Raw genomic sequence first — 16,595 nt, 5'->3', positions numbered from 1 at the left:
AATTTATCTTACCTTTCTGATGGCACTCACGATGAGTGTCGGATTTTGGGGTTTAAAGAAATGGCCTTGGCCGAGGGCGTGCCATTTCGCAATTCGCGTTTCAACCATTTCCAGTTCAGTTACGTCCACTGACTGAAGATGTTTAAACGCTTCAAACGCATTCTCTTGCAAAATAAAGTTCAGTACTAACGCACCGCCATCTGCCAAATGAGCCACTGCAAAGTCAATAATGGCGGTCAAATTAGAGCCGCTACCACCAACAAAAATGGCATCGTATTGCTGATCTGGAATATCGGCTGGTGCTTCTCCTTGAAGCAGCTGAATATTCTTGGTCTTAAAGTGCACCATATTTTCTTGCATGATGGCAATGGCATCGTCGTTCTTCTCAATGGCGGTTACCTGCAGTGCTGGAAATTCCAACGCTGCTTGTAAACTGACGCTGCCAGTACCCGAACCAATGTCTAAGAAACTGGTTTTACCCTGCAACTGAAGCTTATCCAGACTAATACTGCGTACTTCTGATTTGGTCATCGGAACCTTTGTCCGTAAAAAGTCTTCATCACGCATTTGTTATAATCACCACGTTCATGTTGTATTTTTTATTTTCAACTTGTTCAGGCTGTAACTGGCTGATCCGTTCTTCTGGATAGCTCAGTTGCTCGCCAATATAGATGGTGCGCTGTTGATGCCGACTCAACACCTCTTGTGCAATTTGGTAGGGACCGATTTTTGCATCGGTGACCATACCAACCGTTTGGTGTGCTAACAAGAAGTCAAAGTCGGGAATTCGACCGTGGCTGCTAGTAAAGTACGCGTCGTTCATCGGAAGTCCCACCTGGTTAAACATGTACTGAATGGAACTGATACCCGGAACGACCGTCACGTGGTCACTGCCAAATTCTCGTAGTGTCCAACTGCCGATACCGTATAGCAACGGATCACCTGACGCTAGTAGCACTACGTTTTGGTCGTATTGTTCTACCAATAATTTTTTGAGGATCGCCAGTTTGGGCAATACCAGTTGCTTCTCACTTGGAAGATCAAAACCCGCTAATTGGCGTTTCGATCCAATCACTAAATCTGCCTGAGCTAACAGCTTCTCGGTTCCGCGTAGCATCAGATCTGGGCTACCTGGGCCAATACCTAACACAGTAATCATTGCCAATCCGCCTCAATTTCTTTCAGTGGCTTAGTAGCAGCTAGAAAACCGGTGTCCCGTGAGAAGATGACCGCGTCAATTTCAACCTGAGGCTTTTTATGCGCCAGCAATTTCTCCGCGCGACCCTTGATCTTATCGACGATTGTCTGGTACACATCCTGATAACCAGCCTCATTGATCAATTTGATCATTGAGATCGTGGTTAAGCAGCCGTAGACGTTTTTCATTAGATCCAGCGGTGCTCCCATTAAAGCAAGGTTGGCAACCATGATTTCTGCCCTAGCGTCAGCATCCTTGCTGTGGGTCGAAAAGATACCCCCGGCGACCTTGATCATCTTACCGAGGTCCCCCACCATGAGCACCTTGGTAAAACCTAACCGCTGAACTTCTTTAAGTACATAACCGACAAAGTTACTCATCTGAACTTGCTTTGTGACCGGAATATGCATGTCGTCCTTTAAGAAATCTTCACCGTAGTTACCAGGCGTCAGGATTATCTCGGTGTCACCCCGTTTGCGATGAATATTCATTTCAATGGAAATGGAGTGCTTCCAAGATTCCTCAGACATCGGTGTCACAATACCACTGGTGCCAAGAATGGAAATACCACCAACGATTCCTAGCTTAGGGTTATAGGTCAATTTGGCGACCCTTTCACCCTCCGGTGCTGAGATAATGATGTCAGCACCCCGGTCAGGACCAAGCACATCGCGAACACCTTCTTGAATCAGCTTATAAGGCGTTGGGTTAATCGCTGGCATTCCCGGTTTATTAGCGAGACCATCCTGCGTCACGCGGCCTATGCCTTCACCACCATCAAGTGTGATGGTGTGATCGGATCGTAACGTAACCGTCGAATAGATCAACATGCCATCAGTTGCATCCTGATCATCACCGCCATCTTTTTTGATGGCAACGCTGGCGTGGTTGCGGTCAAACGTGCAATCTTGAACGTCAAACTGAACCGGCGTCCCGTTAGCAGCGTTGACTTTCACAACGGCTGGCGCTTTTTGGTCAAGGATCGCCTTTGCAGCGGCCACTGACGCTGCGGTTGCCGTGGTACCTGTAGTGTAGCCTTTCCGTAATTTACGGCCATTATAGTAAACATAGTTATCTTCTGGTTCTGACATAGACGTCACCTACTTCACAAGTTCCAAGTTGTATAACACCGCGTTGACCATAGCAGCGGCTAAATTACTGCCGCCTTTTCTGCCTAGGGCAACGATGGCTGGAATATCACTTTCGTAGAGGGCCTGTTTACTTTCCGCGGCTTCCACGAATCCAACGGGCACACCGATAACGGCATCTGGTTTCAACTTACCAGCCTTAGTCATCTCTAAAATCTTGTACAGCGCAGTTGGCGCGTTACCAACGACGAAAACTTTTTCCGTTGGCACTTCAGCTGCCACCTCTATAGCCGCCATGGAACGGGTAATGCCGCGTTCCTTTGCTCGAGCGAACACCTCTGGTTCACTGATGTAACAGTGGTAATGACAGCCAATCGCATCCAATTTACGTTTGTTCATCCCAGCGAGTGCCATGGTGGTGTCAGTAAAGAGCGTCCCGCCATTTTGCATCACGTGCGCAATTTTGGCGATGGCGTCATGGGTAAACTTCAAGTTCTTGAGGTAGTCAAAATCCGCGGTGGTATGAATTGCCCGTTTGATCGTAGCTTCCTCAATCGCTGAATTGAACGTGTAATTAGGATCAATTTTGTCAATTTCGTCTTGAATCATTTCAAAGCTTTTATCCGTAATTTGATTTGGAATCGTAATGTAATCACTCATGCAATAAATCCTCCAATGATTAAAAATGCGAAGCGACAGGCACAGACCAGGAGCAGGCCGATGACCGCCACCAGATAAACAAGTTTGAGCGTGTTTCGAATGGCACTAAAGTCAGCCGTCACAGCATCTGGATTACCAATAAACGGTTTGTCTACGATTTCGCCAAAGTAGTAATGCGGGCCACCTAAACGTAGGTTCAGCGCGCCAGCCACCACGGATTCGGAAAAACCACTGTTCGGACTGCGATGATGTTCCCGGTCACGTCGGCCGACCACAAATGCGTTATGTACATCAAAACGCAACAGTACCGTGGCAAGCATCAGCAGACACCATGTGATACGAGCGGGAATGTAATTAAACAAATCATCTAACTTGGCAGAAACAAAACCAATGTCACCATATTGTTCGTTCTTATAGCCCACCATCGAATCAAGTGTGTTGACCGCCTTGTAGGCTAATCCCAACGCCGGACCGCCAATCGCCAGGTAGATCAACGGGGCAATCACCCCGTCGCTGGTATTTTCAGCATCCGTTTCGATGGTCGCTTTACAAACATCCTCAGCGGAAAGCTGGTCCGTATCTCGACCAACGATCATACCCACCTGATAGCGGGCCTTTTTTAAATCACCCTGTTTTAGACTGCGCATGATTTTGCGGCTCTCAATTGATAACCCTTTGATGGAGAGACACGTGTAACACAGGTAGGTCCCAAGGATAAACTGCAACCAGGGTACCGACCGCGTCAGCCACATGAGCCCAAAGATGATGCTCCATGTGCCGCCAACGATAATCACCCACATCAAACCGCCAAGCGACCTTCTCGTCATCGGTGAAAACATCGGCTTGTTCCACCACTTGGTCAAGTCCGCAATCGCGTGGCCAATCAGTTTTACCGGGTGCGGCCAAGTCGGCGGGTCACCTAAAATCAGATCGAGAATAAAGCCAATGGCAATCATACTAATGACTCGCATGAACACGCGCCCCCAACCGGTTCAGTAATCCGTTGAAAACGGCCTTGCTCTGGTAAAAATGAACGTGCAGGTAACTGGCAAATGTTTGTCGAACCTGATAACCGCCCGTCCACTCATCCGCAACGACGCCATCCCGGACCTTTCTCATGCGAAGCACCGGCTCGAGCCCGGCATTGGCGGTAAACACTGAATGGTGAAATTCGTGACCAACAAGTTTAGTACCAGCCGCACCAATGACTGTATCGACAGCCGGTGACGCCTCACAGTAACCAAACCGCTTCAACCGTGGCGTCATTTCACTTTCACCATCCAGTAGTCCCAGCATGTCAAAGGTGCCACTGTCGGTGGTCAACCGGTTACCCAAATACATTAAGCCGCCGCATTCTGCGTAGATGGGGTGGTTCGCTTGTGAAAAGGCGCGGATAGCCTGCTTCATTGGGGTATTCGCTGCCAATTCCGCCGCGGATTCTTCGGGATAACCGCCACCCAGATATAGCGCGTCGATGCCATCTGGTAGAGCTTTGTCTGCAATCGGGCTAAACGGTTTGAGCGTCACGCCTGCTTCTCTAAGCGCTTCCAAATTATCTTGATAGTAAAAATTAAACGCATCGTCTTGCGCAATACCTAGCGTCAGGTCAACTTGCTGGGTCACGATTGGAGATGGCAGATGCGCGTCTACGCTAGTTCCGGCTAATGTCAGCAACTGGTTCAAATCAATATGGGCTTTCGCAAGTTGACCTAACTCACTGATTTTTGAATCCACCGCTGGCAATTCGTTGTCGGGCACCAATCCCAGTTGCCGTGACGGCAGTGATAACGACTTTTTAAATGGCAGATAACCAAGCACCGGGACGTTCTTTACGTAACGCGTAATAGCACCCTTGATGAGTTCAAAGTGATTTTGACTCATCACGTTATTGACCACGATACCAACGATTGAGACAGCCGGATCAAATTCGACAAAGCCCTTTACGATAGCTGCAATGGACGTTGATGCTGACCGGCCATTGACCACCAGTACAACGGGAATGTTTAGCATCTTGGCAATACTAGCTGAGGAATGAGCATCCTTATCCGTCCCCAATCCGTCGTAGAGTCCCATGACGCCTTCGACGAGTCCCAAATCAACATCGCTGGTATCACGTTCAAAGAGGTACTTTAGCGAGTGCACATCTGGCACCAAAAAACTGTCAATATTGCGTGATTGGCGGCCCGTGATTCGCGAGTGAAATTTAGTGTCAACGTAATCCGGCCCAATTTTATAAGGCTGAATTCGTAACGTGTCGCTCAAGGCTGATAAAATACCCAGCGTCACACTGGTTTTGCCTGAACCACTCGTTGCTCCGGCAATCATTAACTTTTTCATCTAACCAACCCCCTTTGCTTTTATTGTGTCAACGACTGTAAGGCAGCAATCAACTGTTCGTTTTCAGCATGACCACGTACCGCTACCCGGTAATACTCCGGACTTAAGGCCACGTAATCGGAACAGTCGCGAATCATAATCCCTCGTTGCCAAAGTCGTTCGCGTAATTTTGGAACGTCACTCTTTAATAAATAGTAGTTTGTAACCGATGGAAAAACGGTCAGGTAATTCACAGTCTGTAATGCCTGATACAGGTATGGCTTTTCGGCTCTTAGCCAATCGTAAGTACGTTTAATATAGTCCGTATCTTCATACATATGTTCACCGAATCGAGCGGCCATGGTGTTCACCGACCACGGTTCCTGTGTCGCAGTTAATTGTGCTTTTAGCCGTTCATTTCGCGTCAATGCAAACCCAAGCCGCAAGCCTGGAATCGCAAAAAACTTAGTCGCTGATCGCAGAATAATCACGGGATCCGTTGGTTTCATCAACGAAACGTAACTGAGAGCATCATGGTCGATTAGATCCATAAAGGCCTCATCGAGAATCAACCAAACGTCGTGTCCCATGCAATAGTCGGCTAACTGTTGTACATCAGCTGGTTTGACCACTTGACCACTTGGATTATTGGGATTACACAAACAGATCAAATCGATATCTGGGTGCGTCTCTAAGTGTTTCAGTAACTGATGGACCGGTACCTGAAAATCGTTTGCCGGTGTCAGTTCAAAGTGTGAAACCGTAGTACCCGCACGTGTCAGTGAGCGTTCATACTCACCAAACGTGGGGGCCAGCACCAATGCATGTCTCGAATGTAAAGCCGTGGCAGTATCAAAGATCATTTGAACTGCACCGTTCCCAACAAAAACGTCTTCAGCCGCTAAATTAAAGTGGCTGCCAATCGCCTGACGCAATTCTGGGTACTGCGGGTTTGGATAGTAGATAACATCATCCACCGCATCCGTAATCACCTGCTTAAGCTGAGGTGACAACCCTAGTGGATTAATATTGGCACTAAAGTCCACCAGCTTGTCTGCTGAAACACCAATCTGTTTTGCAATTAATTCGCGGTTACCGCCGTGTGTGACTTTCATGCTAATTACTCCTTAAGAAGCTGGCATGCTTCATATTCTTTGGTAAAAAGGCATAGATAATTTCTGCGATGACGATGTTAAAAATGGTTGCCGCCGTCAATGGAACGAACAGTGCGAAGATGGCGCCATGTAATAACGGGTACAGCAACGGGACTTCCAGCGGCGTATTAATGATGTATCCCACGATATCGGAAAGCAAAACAATACTAAGCTTGTCTTTACCGAACCGTTGACGGATCCATCCGAAAACAAACATGCAGACTCCCATCATGCATCCAATGATAAGGTGAATGGGTAAAGTTAACGGAAAACCAGCCATGGCAGCTGAGGTCAAGTGACCAAAGACACCTAAAAACGCCCCAAACCACGGTCCTAATAGAATAGCACCGAGAAATGCTGGCATAGAATCAAACGCAATCGACCCCATGATCTTAATATTTGCCCCAACCACACAAAGGGCCAGTAGCATGGCTGCTAAAACGATTCTTTTTAATCTGGCTAAATCACCCATATGACTATATAACCTCTCTTTCGTAGATATCGAAATAATAATGTTGGCGCTTACATAACGTGACATTCGGTTCTCACTAAAAATATAAAAGCTTCCCTCCCCCATTTCAACGACTTGTGATTCACCTAACAATTTATTTGCGGTGATTTGACTATCTCTTCAAAATAGTATTAATTTATTTGCTAATAGCAAAATATTGCATGATATTTTTGTGTGCTCTTAAAACCAAAATGGCGTCATCATTGTAATCTACACTATGCTTTGTTTTTGATAGTCGTTTTTTGAGCTCTCATTTATAAGAGATTCTCGTCGAAACCATACTATTTTGGCGTTATTTTAAATTGACTATCATTATTTTGCTATCAGCCCTTATTTTTCAGCTTACTATTACTTTATACGCCGTCATATCAGCCTTTATTAAGATTAACAACCAAGCAATTCTTTTAGAGTTATATTATGTATAATGATGGAGGAACGTAAATTCATCTGAATATTTCAGGAGGTTTAACATGAAAATTTACACGAAAAAAGGCGACAAGGGACAGACCCGGATCATCGGCAAAAAGATCGTCGATAAAGACGATGCGCGGGTTGAATCCTACGGTACCGTCGATGAGTTAAATTCTTGGGTCGGCTACACAATTTCGATCCTCACGCCAGAAACAGCCGTTTTAAAAGATGAGTTGGAAGAGATCCAACAACAGCTGTTTGATGCCGGTACTGATTTGGCCACTCTAAACGACGACCCTAAACGAGACTTCATCTTTAACGCAGATGCCGTGAAATGGCTTGAAGGTAAAATCGACACTTATACCGAAGCTGTACCACCCGTTCAGAAGTTTATTCTGCCAGGAGGCAACCAGCCAGCTTCAGCATTGCACGTCGCCCGAACCATCACACGTCGCGCTGAACGCAACATTGTGACGCTCCAAGGTGAAGACGATATTAATAAAGACGTGCTGGTTTTCATTAACCGACTATCTGATTACTTCTTCGCTGCTGCCCGTTACGCAAACATGCTTGGCAAGAACGAGGATATTTTATACCGGAATAGCAAACCCGTCTTTCGGTAAACCATGTTTGCTAAAAAGCGACTTATTAAGAAATCTAATTAGATCTCTCGATAAGTCGTTTTTTCTGTGAATAATTAACACTTTCACCTTAAATTAAAAAGATTATCCCAAACTGTGTTCATTTCCAGATTGCACAACTGACTGGTTCACGTGCACCGTACTTTCAGTATTGGCCTCATTCATCCGTTCAAAGATGGCCTCTTGATGTTGCTCAGCCTTCACAACGGCGGCATCCTTTGCTTTCAAGTTAAACACTTTCCAGATAATCAAGGCAGCTGACCAGGTAATTATAAACAAAATCACTAGGAGAATTCCGAGGATATTAAAATTCAGTGACTGTGCAAATTTAATGATGGGATTATGCCACTTTAAGTACCCACCGATTGCCTGCAGCACGTCCACAATACCAACGAAAAACGCTGCGGTAACTGATAATCCCGTCAGTGCGAGGTTGTAATAGACCTTTCGGAATGGTGAGGAGAATACCCAACTGTACGCGGTACTCATAAATAGACCATCGCACGTATCCATAAAGCACATACCGGAAGTAAATAGGATTGGAAATGAGAACACCGCGAACCACGGAATCCCCTTACTAGTTGCAACGGCTGATGTAGCAAGAACGGCGATTTGGGTGGCAGTATCAAAACCAAGGCCAAATAAAAAGCCAACGCAGACCACTTGCCAGTTGTGCTTAATAATGTTGAGCATCTTCTTAAAGGTTCTGAAGATTCGCGTATCGGTGGACGCTTGTGCCGTGGAGAAGTCCCCGCTACTGATTGCTTTAAATGATTTCCAGATGCCAAACAAGATAATTAAATTAATCGTTCCCAGCAGCAACAGCATAAACCCGGCAAAAAGTGTTCCTAACACCCCACCAACATTCTGAAACTTCGGCAGCTGTTTCTTAGACCACTCAACGAAAAAGATCGTCAGCAAAGCCATAATCACGACCACTAATGAGTGTCCAAACGAAAAATAGAACCCGACGCCATGAGTGTTTTTACCGTCGTTAATCAGTTTACGCGTCATATTATCAATAGCGGTAATGTGATCCACATCAAAGGCATGCTGTAAACCAAAGGTAAACGATAGAAACGCCATCGCTAATAAGGATGGATAGCGGCTAAGATACACAAAGACGAGTCCCCACCCGATCACAAATAGAAAAATAACGTAACTGCCGAATTTCAATAAATCTGGCTTTAATGGATAATGAGTCATTTTCGATTCCAATTGTAAAACCTCCGTGGTGGTCGGCAACATTAGGTAGTCATAATAAGGATTAACGCTGTGACTAACGATGTCGTTACCAGTAGTTTGGCTCAGTTTGAAATGCTGTTTAGTAATTCACAATCTAATAAAAAAGACAGTATTGATACGAGCCCTTCGAACACACTCAATATACCATCGGCAATCCCAATTATTTTGTACGCTTGACCTTAACCCAGTTGCACTAGCAATGTGTGACATTTTTAACGCAATTCAATAAAGCGCTTTCACCCACCACATCAATCTCAACCTAGCCTTCGTGATTAGAGATGGTATTATTTTGCGTTTCTATCGACAAAATCATCATGATTTAAGGCGAATATTTTGTTAAAAGGTGAAATAAAACAATATTGACCAATTTTCAAGGTTGCTTGTCTACTCTTAAAATTCTGTACCAAAAGAATTGAAACCACTGATTTAACAGTCATTAAACCGTTTTTGCCAAACGTTTCAACCAGCACTTTTCTAAAAGTGCCATTGTCAACCAACATGATAATAATTTCACGATTGCCGTTTTTATAGAAAATTCTGTCTTTTTTTGCACCAAAAAAACCCACCACAACACTAATTCGATTTGAATTGCCGTTGTGATAGGTTTTCTATTTAATCCAATATTAGACTGTCCTAACGTTTATTTAATTACTGAACCATGTCCGCATAATTTTTATACGTTTTGAAAAACGATTCTACGTAACTACATTTAGGAATGATTTTAAGCTGATAGGCCTTTGCCATGGCAATGACTTTGAGAACCAGTTGCTTTGCGATCCCTTTTCCGCGTAGTTCGGGCTGAACAGTGGTACTCGTGACGGTCACTGCGCCCGGCGTGTCAAAGTTAAATTTAATTTCAGCCACAATCTCACCAGCATCATTTTTATGGTAATAATGCCCCTTACCAAGCGTCAGTGACAGTGGATCAGTGCTATCGTCTAGAAATTCGCCAACGCTCGATGACAGTGACGTCACGTAAAGCAACTTAACAAATGCATCGATAGCGGACTGCAAGAACCCAATTGTCCCTTCGCTTTTAATCATGTCATGCTCATCAAACATGGTATCCGTGTGTGCAAGGTACACCTCCGGCCGCTGAACTGGAATAATGTTCAACGTAGTAAAAGTCTGCCGCAGATGATGGTTTGCACCGTATCCACCAGCGTTACCAATGGAATCAGAAACCACTAAAGCAACGCGACCGCCAAAGTGGTTCGTTGGTCGTGAGCCAATATCCATGGCATTCTTTAAGGCTCCTGGAATCGACCGATTGTACTCTGGTGTGACGATTAATAACCCATCCAGCGTGTCCAATTGATTCCTGAAACGATTCCATTCTGGCACGCCATTTGGATCAAGATCATCGTTAAATAATGGCAGCACACCCGTGTCTAAAAATTCTGCTTCAATATTGCTTGGTAGTAACGATACTAAAACCTTAGCAATCTTTTTTGAATATGACCCCTTGCGTAAACTACCAACAAATACACCTATTTTTTTCAAGAAAACCACCTCAAAAATATCTATAGATTGACAATCTGCGTCTAACACATTAATTGTAAGCACTTACATTATATGACGCCATGAGCCAAAAAGCTCGTATCTGAGCAAGTTGGATATAATAAGATTATTTTTTCAAAATAGTCTTATTCATCATTCGCCATCACCACGCCTAACACCACTCAATACTTTTCGAATAGCTCCTTGTCGCATACCCCTTAATATTGTTGATTATAGGACCAAACGTATGATTGATTGCTAGCAGTATCAACGGTTATCTTGGTCACACTAGTATTGCCAGGCTCCGGTAAAGCCATCAGATTGGCTGGCTGCAAGACCGCCATAGCTGCTGCTTTAATCGTAAAGCCATGAGTGACCACGATAATGGCTTGGTCAGGATACTTGCCTGCAAATTCCGTCATAAACGACTTGGCACGATCAGTGATCGTTTTAAAGGATTCGCCATGCGCATGACTAGCGTACGTTGGCAACACATCGTGAAGGCTGTGGTCGAACACATCCGGATATTGTTTCTCTAAGTCCCGGTTTTTTTGACCATCCCAGTCACCGTAAGAAATTTCTAATAACCGATCGTCATAGCTGATTGGTAATTGCGCGTTTTCATTCAAAATAACAGCCGTTTGCTTTGTCCGGTTCAGCGGGCTAGCTACCAACTGATCAGCGAAGCTAATATCGAAATGATCACGCAAATGAGCTGCCTGAGTCAGCCCCACTTCGTTTAAGTGGGTAATTTCTGTGTCCATCGTCCCCTGTTTTAACCCTTGAACATTCGCCGACGTTTGACCATGACGAATGAAATAAAAGTCTGTCATACTGCGCCCTCCGTTTTTTCTTATTCTGCCATTATTATGACATATTATTTCAGGCACGTCTGCAAAATATTAATTAAAGGAAACGACAAAATAATCATAAGTACCGTACCCGATTGAGTGTCTGCTTACACACCTTGTTTTCTGAAAGATTAGTCCCATCCGTCAGGTATTTACCATTACCATCCTCGCTGTACCACAATCTTTCAAATTTTGCTGATGACCAACTAAACAAGATAAGCGCTTGAATATGTGCATTACATCACTTAGAATGAAAGGATAAACAATTAATGAAAGCGGATACAGAGGTCCTATAATGTTAGCACTGATTATTACGGGGATAGTGTCATTTATTAGCTCAGACTTAGACGACATTGTGGTTCTAACACTCCTCTTTACTCAAGAAAAAAAGTATCAAAAATATCAAATTGTTTTGGGACAATTATTGGGTATCGGCAGCTTAGTTGTCTTCAGCTTGCTGATTGATTATGGCCTCAGTTTCTTAATTAGCGGGTTGCTGAAATGGATGGGCTTCTTGCCGATTTTCTTGGGAATTAAATATTGGTTCGACTATTATTTTCGTAGTAAAACCGACAATAGCAGTTTACCTCGATCAATCAAGTACAACCGATCTGGCATGATTAAGATTCTCAGTATCTGCTTGCTGACGATTTCAAATGGTGCCGATAATATTGGCATTTACGTCCCATTATTTTCTCAGTATAACCAAACCGAAACGGTACTAACCATTGGTGTCTATGCCATGATGACGCTGATTTGGTGCTTTATCGGCTATAAGCTGGCCAATTTACCAGTGTTAAAAGAAAAAATCGAGGAATACCGAAAATGGGTCATTCCACTCATTTTCATTGCATTAGGTATCTACATCCTCATCAAAAATAACGCGTTTTAAACGCCTATCATCTCAAATAACTCATTAACTATGGAGGCCTTTTAACATGAAAAGGGCAATGTTCATCGGCCCAATCGGCTGTGGCAAGACCACACTGATTCAGCGGCTAAACGAAATGGAAATTAAGTACAACAAAACGCAGACCATTGAGTATTACAACGATATCATCGATACTCCAGGCGAGTACGTGGAGCACCGTTTTATGTACTCAAACTTGATGACTTCAGCCATTGGAGCTGATATTATTGTGTTAATGCAGAGTGCCACTGATTCACGGGTAATCCTGCCTACTGGCTTTAGTTCCATGTTCAGCAGCCCCACCATTGGCATCGTAACCAAAACCGATGTGGCAACTGATAAAGATGTGGCCATCGTTAAGGACCGTTTAAACGATGCAGGTGCTGACCCGATCATCTCCATATCATCTTACACGGATACCAATATCGATCAGGTCTCCGCATTACTCAAATAACACAAGCAACTGTTACTAGAAAATACTATAACGAATAATAAGAGGTAACCTATTTATGAACGCACACATCGTATACGCAAGCATCACTGGCAATAACGAAGACATTGCCGACATTGTTTCAGATCAGCTCAAAAAACACGGGGTTGAAGTCGATGAAACCGAGATTTCACAAACGGACGCTGATGAACTACTGGACGCAGATATCTGTGTCGTTTGCCCTTATACCTATGATGAAGGCGCCCTCCCTGAAGAAGGCATGGACTTCTATGATGATCTAAAGGAACTGGACCTCACAGGCAAAATTTACGGCGTTGCTGGCTCTGGAGATGTATTCTACGGCGATGACTTTAATAAAGCGGTTGATGTCTATGGTGAAGCATTTAAGACTGCTCACGCTACCCAGGGTGCCGAGAACGTTAAGATCGACTTGGAACCGGTGGAAGAAGACGTTGAGACACTAGCGAAATTTACGGATGCGCTGGTTAAAGCTGCTGGAAAATAAGTGTGGTAAGGGCGTTTAGTTACTCCCTCTATCGTTAGTTATTCACCATTATTTTCGCCATTTAACACAAACAAGGCGTAATGCTGCCAAAATTCGACGGCATACGCCTTGTTTGTGTTAAATTCTTCTACCGAGTTATATCACATTTCTATTGCCGTTCATCCACAATTTCCACGTTTTGATCGATTTCTTCGCTATCATCCGCTAAAATCAAAGTCTGGTATTTCGGTTGCAGTTTTAGAGTCATTTGATCACTCAAAAACCGCCCAGAATAACTTTTAATGTACATTGGCTGCAAATTGGTTTCAATTTCTTCGTCATAATCCTTAAACGGTTGACTGTCATTGATCAGTACCAGCTGAAAGGAAACCTGCAGGGCCACTAATCCATGATGAGAATACGGGCCAACACCATCGTCATAACTCAACAGGAGTCGGGTATCATCCTTCAAATAGGGTTTGATCTTTTCAATTGCTTCTGGTGACAGGGTTAAATGACGTGTCATTTTCATCGCTTCTTTCGGTTAATTTTGGCTTTATTATGAAAGTTGTCATCACAAATTACAATTAATCTGTTTCGGCTTCGCATTACGTTAAATGTAACCGTTTTATTTTGCTTGTGAATTTATGGTAGAATAGTTTTAATTATCGATTGCTGGAGGTCACAATAATGAGCACAAATCAGTTAACCTGTCACGAAACGTTAACCACTACAAGTCACCGCGTGTTTAGTTCCGATTTAAACGAACACAACACCGTGTTTGGCGGTCGCATTTTATCCCTCGTGGATGATACCAGCTCAATTGCAGCTTCCAAAGCTGTCCGCCAAGTTCAAGTTACAGCCACCATGGATCACATGAACTTTATCGCGCCCTTTATCATGCAAGATGCCATGTTGATTGAATCCTACGTCACTGGTACTAGTCACCGCTCATTGGAAGTCTTCGTTAAGGGACTCGGCGAACATTTGCTGACGGGTGAGCGTTTCGTGGGTTTCACCTGCTTTGTCACCTTTGTCACAGTGGCTAATCCAGCCGATCCGCCATTGCCCAAAATCATTCCCGAAACGGATGAAGAAAAGTTTATTTGTAGCGGGTATGCTGATCGTTTAGTCGAGCGTAAACGAGACCGAGAATACCAAAAAGCCTTATTTAAACATTTGAATTTAAAATAGAAAAAAGACTGAATCCTCGCAGAATAGCGAAGGTTCAGCCTTTTTATAATCTATCTATTAATGAATTTTAGCAATTCTGCCCCGTTCAATATACACACTTAAAATCGCAATATCAGCTGGGTTGACCCCACTGATCCGCGTTGCTTGTGCAATGGTTTCTGGACGAATTTTATCTAATTTCTGGTGAGCCTCTGTCGCTAATCCATCGATAGCATCAAAGTCGATGTCATCCGGAATCTTTTTGGCTTCCATCTTCTTCATCTTAGCCACATTTTCTTCGGCTTTCTTGATGTAACCAGCGTACTTGATCCGAATCTCGATTTCTTCGATAACTCGGCGATCCAACGGCTTTTCAGGAGCTGGAATAAACCGTAGCAGATCTTTATAAGTAACCCGTGGCCGGCGTAAGAACTCAGCAGCCAAAACGCCATCTTTCAGTGGCTTTTCGTTATGTGATTCAACGTAGGCGTTCACTTCTGCAGAAGGCTTGACCCGGACAGTATTTAACCGCTCAATTTCATCTTCAATGGTTTTACGCTTAGCTAAAAAGTTGTTGTACCGGTCATCAGAAATGAGACCCAGTTCGTGGCCTTTAGGTGTAAGACGCAGATCAGCATTATCATGACGTAAGATCAACCGGTATTCGGCACGGCTCGTCAGCAAACGATAAGGTTCGTTGGTACCCTTAGTGACTAAATCATCGATCATGACACCAATATAACCTTCTGAACGCTTCATGACGTAAGGTTCTTTACCCAATGCACGCAACCCAGCGTTAATACCAGCCATGATACCTTGTCCAGCAGCTTCTTCGTAACCTGACGTCCCGTTAGTTTGGCCAGCGGTATACAGGTTTTTAACGATTTTGGTCTCCAGTGTTGGCCGCAGCTGATATGGCGAAACCACATCATATTCAATGGCGTAACCTGGTCGCATCAGTTCAGCGTTTTCCAGACCTTTAATGGAATGGAGAATCTTTTGCTGAACTTCTTCCGGCATTGAAGTGGACAGTCCTTGAACATACCATTCATCCGTATTGCGGCCTTCTGGTTCCAAGAATAGCTGGTGGCGACTCTTGTCAGCAAAACGCACGATCTTGTCTTCAATTGAAGGACAATAACGTGGACCCACACCTTCAATAACACCCGTAAACATTGGCGCGCGGTCAAGGTTAGCACGAATAATCTTATGAGTAGTTTCGTTGGTATAAGTTAACCAGCATGACAGTTGATTCTTGAGCTCCAGGTAATTTTCATCTGGAGTTTCGTAACTGAAATGATTAGGTTCTTTATCCCCTGGCTGTTCTAGCGTTTCGTCATAGTTGATCGTATTACCGTCAACTCGTGGCGGTGTCCCCGTCTTAAACCGCTTCAGCTCTAAACCGTATTTTTCAAGGTTCTTAGTGAGTTTCATCGCTGGTTGAGAGTTGTTAGGACCAGATGAGTACATGAGCTCACCGATGATAATTTTGCCCCGTGCGGCTGTTCCGGCAGCAATCACCACTGTCTTAGAACTGTAATGCGCACCCGTATTCGTGATGACACCCTTGCAAACGCCATCTTCAACGATCAAATCATCGACGATTCCTTGCCGCAAGGTTAAGTTAGGTTCTTTTTCCAAAGTATGCTTCATCTCAGCGTGGTAAGCGTGCTTATCCGCTTGGGCACGTAAAGCCCGGACAGCCGGTCCCTTACCCGTGTTGAGCATCCGCATCTGAACGTAGGTTTTATCAATATTCTTGGCCATTTCACCGCCAAGTGCGTCAATTTCCCGCACGACGATTCCCTTAGCCGGACCGCCAACTGATGGATTACATGGCATAAAGGCCACCATATCCAAGTTGATCGTCATCAATAAGGTTTTATTTCCCATTCGTGCAGCTGCCAGTGCTGCTTCTACTCCGGCATGGCCGGCACCAACGACAATGACGTCAAAGTCTTTGCCTTGATAGGCTTGAATCTCAGGCATGTTGTTTCCTCCT

At 44.4% G+C, this 16,595-nt stretch carries 19 protein-coding genes; 5 read left to right on the top strand and 14 right to left on the bottom strand.

Annotated features, from left to right (window positions below; genetic code table 11):
- Window positions 1-3 precede the first annotated feature (3 nt).
- The 8 genes from CES82_RS01540 to CES82_RS01505 are packed head-to-tail and all read right to left on the bottom strand — an operon-like array spanning window position 4 to window position 6,888.
- The gene (locus CES82_RS01540; protein WP_098823547.1) at window positions 4-567 is read right to left on the bottom strand and encodes a decarboxylating cobalt-precorrin-6B (C(15))-methyltransferase; all 564 of its coding nucleotides are present in this window, start codon (window positions 565-567) and stop codon (window positions 4-6) included.
- On the bottom strand, window positions 560-1,159 hold the full coding sequence (locus tag CES82_RS01535) for a cobalt-precorrin-7 (C(5))-methyltransferase (RefSeq protein WP_098823546.1): 600 nt from the start codon (window positions 1,157-1,159) through the stop codon (window positions 560-562). Before CES82_RS01535 ends, CES82_RS01540 begins: the two co-directional genes overlap by 8 nt.
- Window positions 1,156-2,289: a cobalt-precorrin-5B (C(1))-methyltransferase CbiD gene (gene cbiD / locus CES82_RS01530; RefSeq protein ID WP_098823545.1), complete on the bottom strand. Its 1,134-nt coding sequence runs from the start codon at window positions 2,287-2,289 to the stop codon at window positions 1,156-1,158. The genes CES82_RS01535 and cbiD overlap by 4 nt, the downstream gene beginning before the upstream one ends.
- 9 nt (window positions 2,290-2,298) lie before the next feature.
- On the bottom strand, window positions 2,299-2,946 hold the full coding sequence (locus CES82_RS01525; RefSeq protein WP_098823544.1) for a cobalt-precorrin-8 methylmutase: 648 nt from the start codon (window positions 2,944-2,946) through the stop codon (window positions 2,299-2,301).
- On the bottom strand, window positions 2,943-3,917 hold the full coding sequence (cbiB, locus tag CES82_RS01520) for an adenosylcobinamide-phosphate synthase CbiB (RefSeq protein ID WP_098823543.1): 975 nt from the start codon (window positions 3,915-3,917) through the stop codon (window positions 2,943-2,945). Before cbiB ends, CES82_RS01525 begins: the two co-directional genes overlap by 4 nt.
- A complete protein-coding gene (locus CES82_RS01515) occupies window positions 3,904-5,283 on the bottom strand; it encodes a cobyrinic acid a,c-diamide synthase CobB (protein WP_098823542.1) in 1,380 nt (459 codons plus the stop codon). The genes cbiB and CES82_RS01515 overlap by 14 nt, the downstream gene beginning before the upstream one ends.
- Before the next feature lie 20 nt (window positions 5,284-5,303).
- Complete coding sequence (gene cobD / locus CES82_RS01510) at window positions 5,304-6,377, bottom strand: threonine-phosphate decarboxylase CobD (RefSeq protein ID WP_098823541.1); 1,074 nt, start codon at window positions 6,375-6,377, stop codon at window positions 5,304-5,306.
- 1 nt (window position 6,378) lies between these two features.
- On the bottom strand, window positions 6,379-6,888 hold the full coding sequence (locus CES82_RS01505; protein ID WP_098823540.1) for an ECF transporter S component: 510 nt from the start codon (window positions 6,886-6,888) through the stop codon (window positions 6,379-6,381).
- Window positions 6,889-7,397: 509 nt separating this feature from the next.
- Here CES82_RS01505 and CES82_RS01500 point away from each other — a divergent pair.
- Window positions 7,398-7,961 carry a cob(I)yrinic acid a,c-diamide adenosyltransferase gene (locus tag CES82_RS01500; RefSeq protein WP_098823539.1) on the top strand — a complete coding sequence of 188 codons (564 nt, stop codon included), beginning with the start codon at window positions 7,398-7,400 and terminating at the stop codon, window positions 7,959-7,961.
- Between the two features lie 102 nt (window positions 7,962-8,063).
- Here the strand turns inward: CES82_RS01500 and CES82_RS01495 are convergent, their stop codons facing one another.
- The 4 genes from CES82_RS01495 to CES82_RS01480 all read right to left on the bottom strand — a co-directional run bounded on the left by CES82_RS01495 (window position 8,064) and on the right by CES82_RS01480 (window position 11,557).
- Window positions 8,064-9,197: a HoxN/HupN/NixA family nickel/cobalt transporter gene (locus tag CES82_RS01495; RefSeq protein ID WP_439959034.1), complete on the bottom strand. Its 1,134-nt coding sequence runs from the start codon at window positions 9,195-9,197 to the stop codon at window positions 8,064-8,066.
- Between the two features lie 311 nt (window positions 9,198-9,508).
- Complete coding sequence (locus tag CES82_RS01490) at window positions 9,509-9,790, bottom strand: hypothetical protein (RefSeq protein ID WP_143466278.1); 282 nt, start codon at window positions 9,788-9,790, stop codon at window positions 9,509-9,511.
- An 82-nt stretch (window positions 9,791-9,872) separates the two neighbouring features.
- Window positions 9,873-10,727, bottom strand: coding sequence for a GNAT family N-acetyltransferase (locus CES82_RS12415; RefSeq protein ID WP_180245623.1), 855 nt, complete (start codon window positions 10,725-10,727; stop codon window positions 9,873-9,875).
- A 215-nt stretch (window positions 10,728-10,942) separates the two neighbouring features.
- On the bottom strand, window positions 10,943-11,557 hold the full coding sequence (locus CES82_RS01480; protein WP_098823537.1) for a histidine phosphatase family protein: 615 nt from the start codon (window positions 11,555-11,557) through the stop codon (window positions 10,943-10,945).
- A 313-nt stretch (window positions 11,558-11,870) separates the two neighbouring features.
- Between CES82_RS01480 and CES82_RS01475 the strand changes: the two genes are divergently transcribed.
- The 3 genes from CES82_RS01475 to CES82_RS01465 are packed head-to-tail and all read left to right on the top strand — an operon-like array spanning window position 11,871 to window position 13,441.
- On the top strand, window positions 11,871-12,467 hold the full coding sequence (locus CES82_RS01475) for a cadmium resistance transporter (RefSeq protein ID WP_098823536.1): 597 nt from the start codon (window positions 11,871-11,873) through the stop codon (window positions 12,465-12,467).
- 46 nt (window positions 12,468-12,513) lie between these two features.
- Window positions 12,514-12,939 (top strand): EutP/PduV family microcompartment system protein, encoded by a 426-nt coding sequence (locus CES82_RS01470; protein ID WP_098823535.1) that lies wholly within the window; start codon window positions 12,514-12,516, stop codon window positions 12,937-12,939.
- Window positions 12,940-12,994: 55 nt separating this feature from the next.
- Window positions 12,995-13,441, top strand: a complete 447-nt coding sequence (locus CES82_RS01465) for a flavodoxin (protein WP_098823534.1) — start codon at window positions 12,995-12,997, stop codon at window positions 13,439-13,441.
- 148 nt (window positions 13,442-13,589) lie between these two features.
- Here CES82_RS01465 and CES82_RS01460 read toward each other — a convergent pair whose 3' ends face one another.
- Window positions 13,590-13,946 carry an iron-sulfur cluster biosynthesis family protein gene (locus tag CES82_RS01460; protein ID WP_098823533.1) on the bottom strand — a complete coding sequence of 119 codons (357 nt, stop codon included), beginning with the start codon at window positions 13,944-13,946 and terminating at the stop codon, window positions 13,590-13,592.
- A gap of 164 nt (window positions 13,947-14,110) precedes the next feature.
- On the opposite strand from CES82_RS01460, the gene CES82_RS01455 reads away from it, so the two are divergent.
- Window positions 14,111-14,614, top strand: a complete 504-nt coding sequence (locus CES82_RS01455; protein ID WP_098823532.1) for an acyl-CoA thioesterase — start codon at window positions 14,111-14,113, stop codon at window positions 14,612-14,614.
- A 57-nt stretch (window positions 14,615-14,671) separates the two neighbouring features.
- Here the strand turns inward: CES82_RS01455 and mnmG are convergent, their stop codons facing one another.
- A complete protein-coding gene (gene mnmG / locus CES82_RS01450; RefSeq protein ID WP_098823531.1) occupies window positions 14,672-16,582 on the bottom strand; it encodes a tRNA uridine-5-carboxymethylaminomethyl(34) synthesis enzyme MnmG in 1,911 nt (636 codons plus the stop codon).
- Between the last annotated feature and the right edge of the window lie 13 nt (window positions 16,583-16,595).

Origin of the sequence: Secundilactobacillus silagincola (genome assembly GCF_002583405.1) — a bacterium.
In the GTDB taxonomy this organism is placed as follows: Bacteria; Bacillota; Bacilli; order Lactobacillales; family Lactobacillaceae; genus Secundilactobacillus; species Secundilactobacillus silagincola.
The sequence above is the reverse complement of the archived record's forward strand: the minus strand, read 5'-3'. Positions and strand labels throughout refer to the sequence as shown.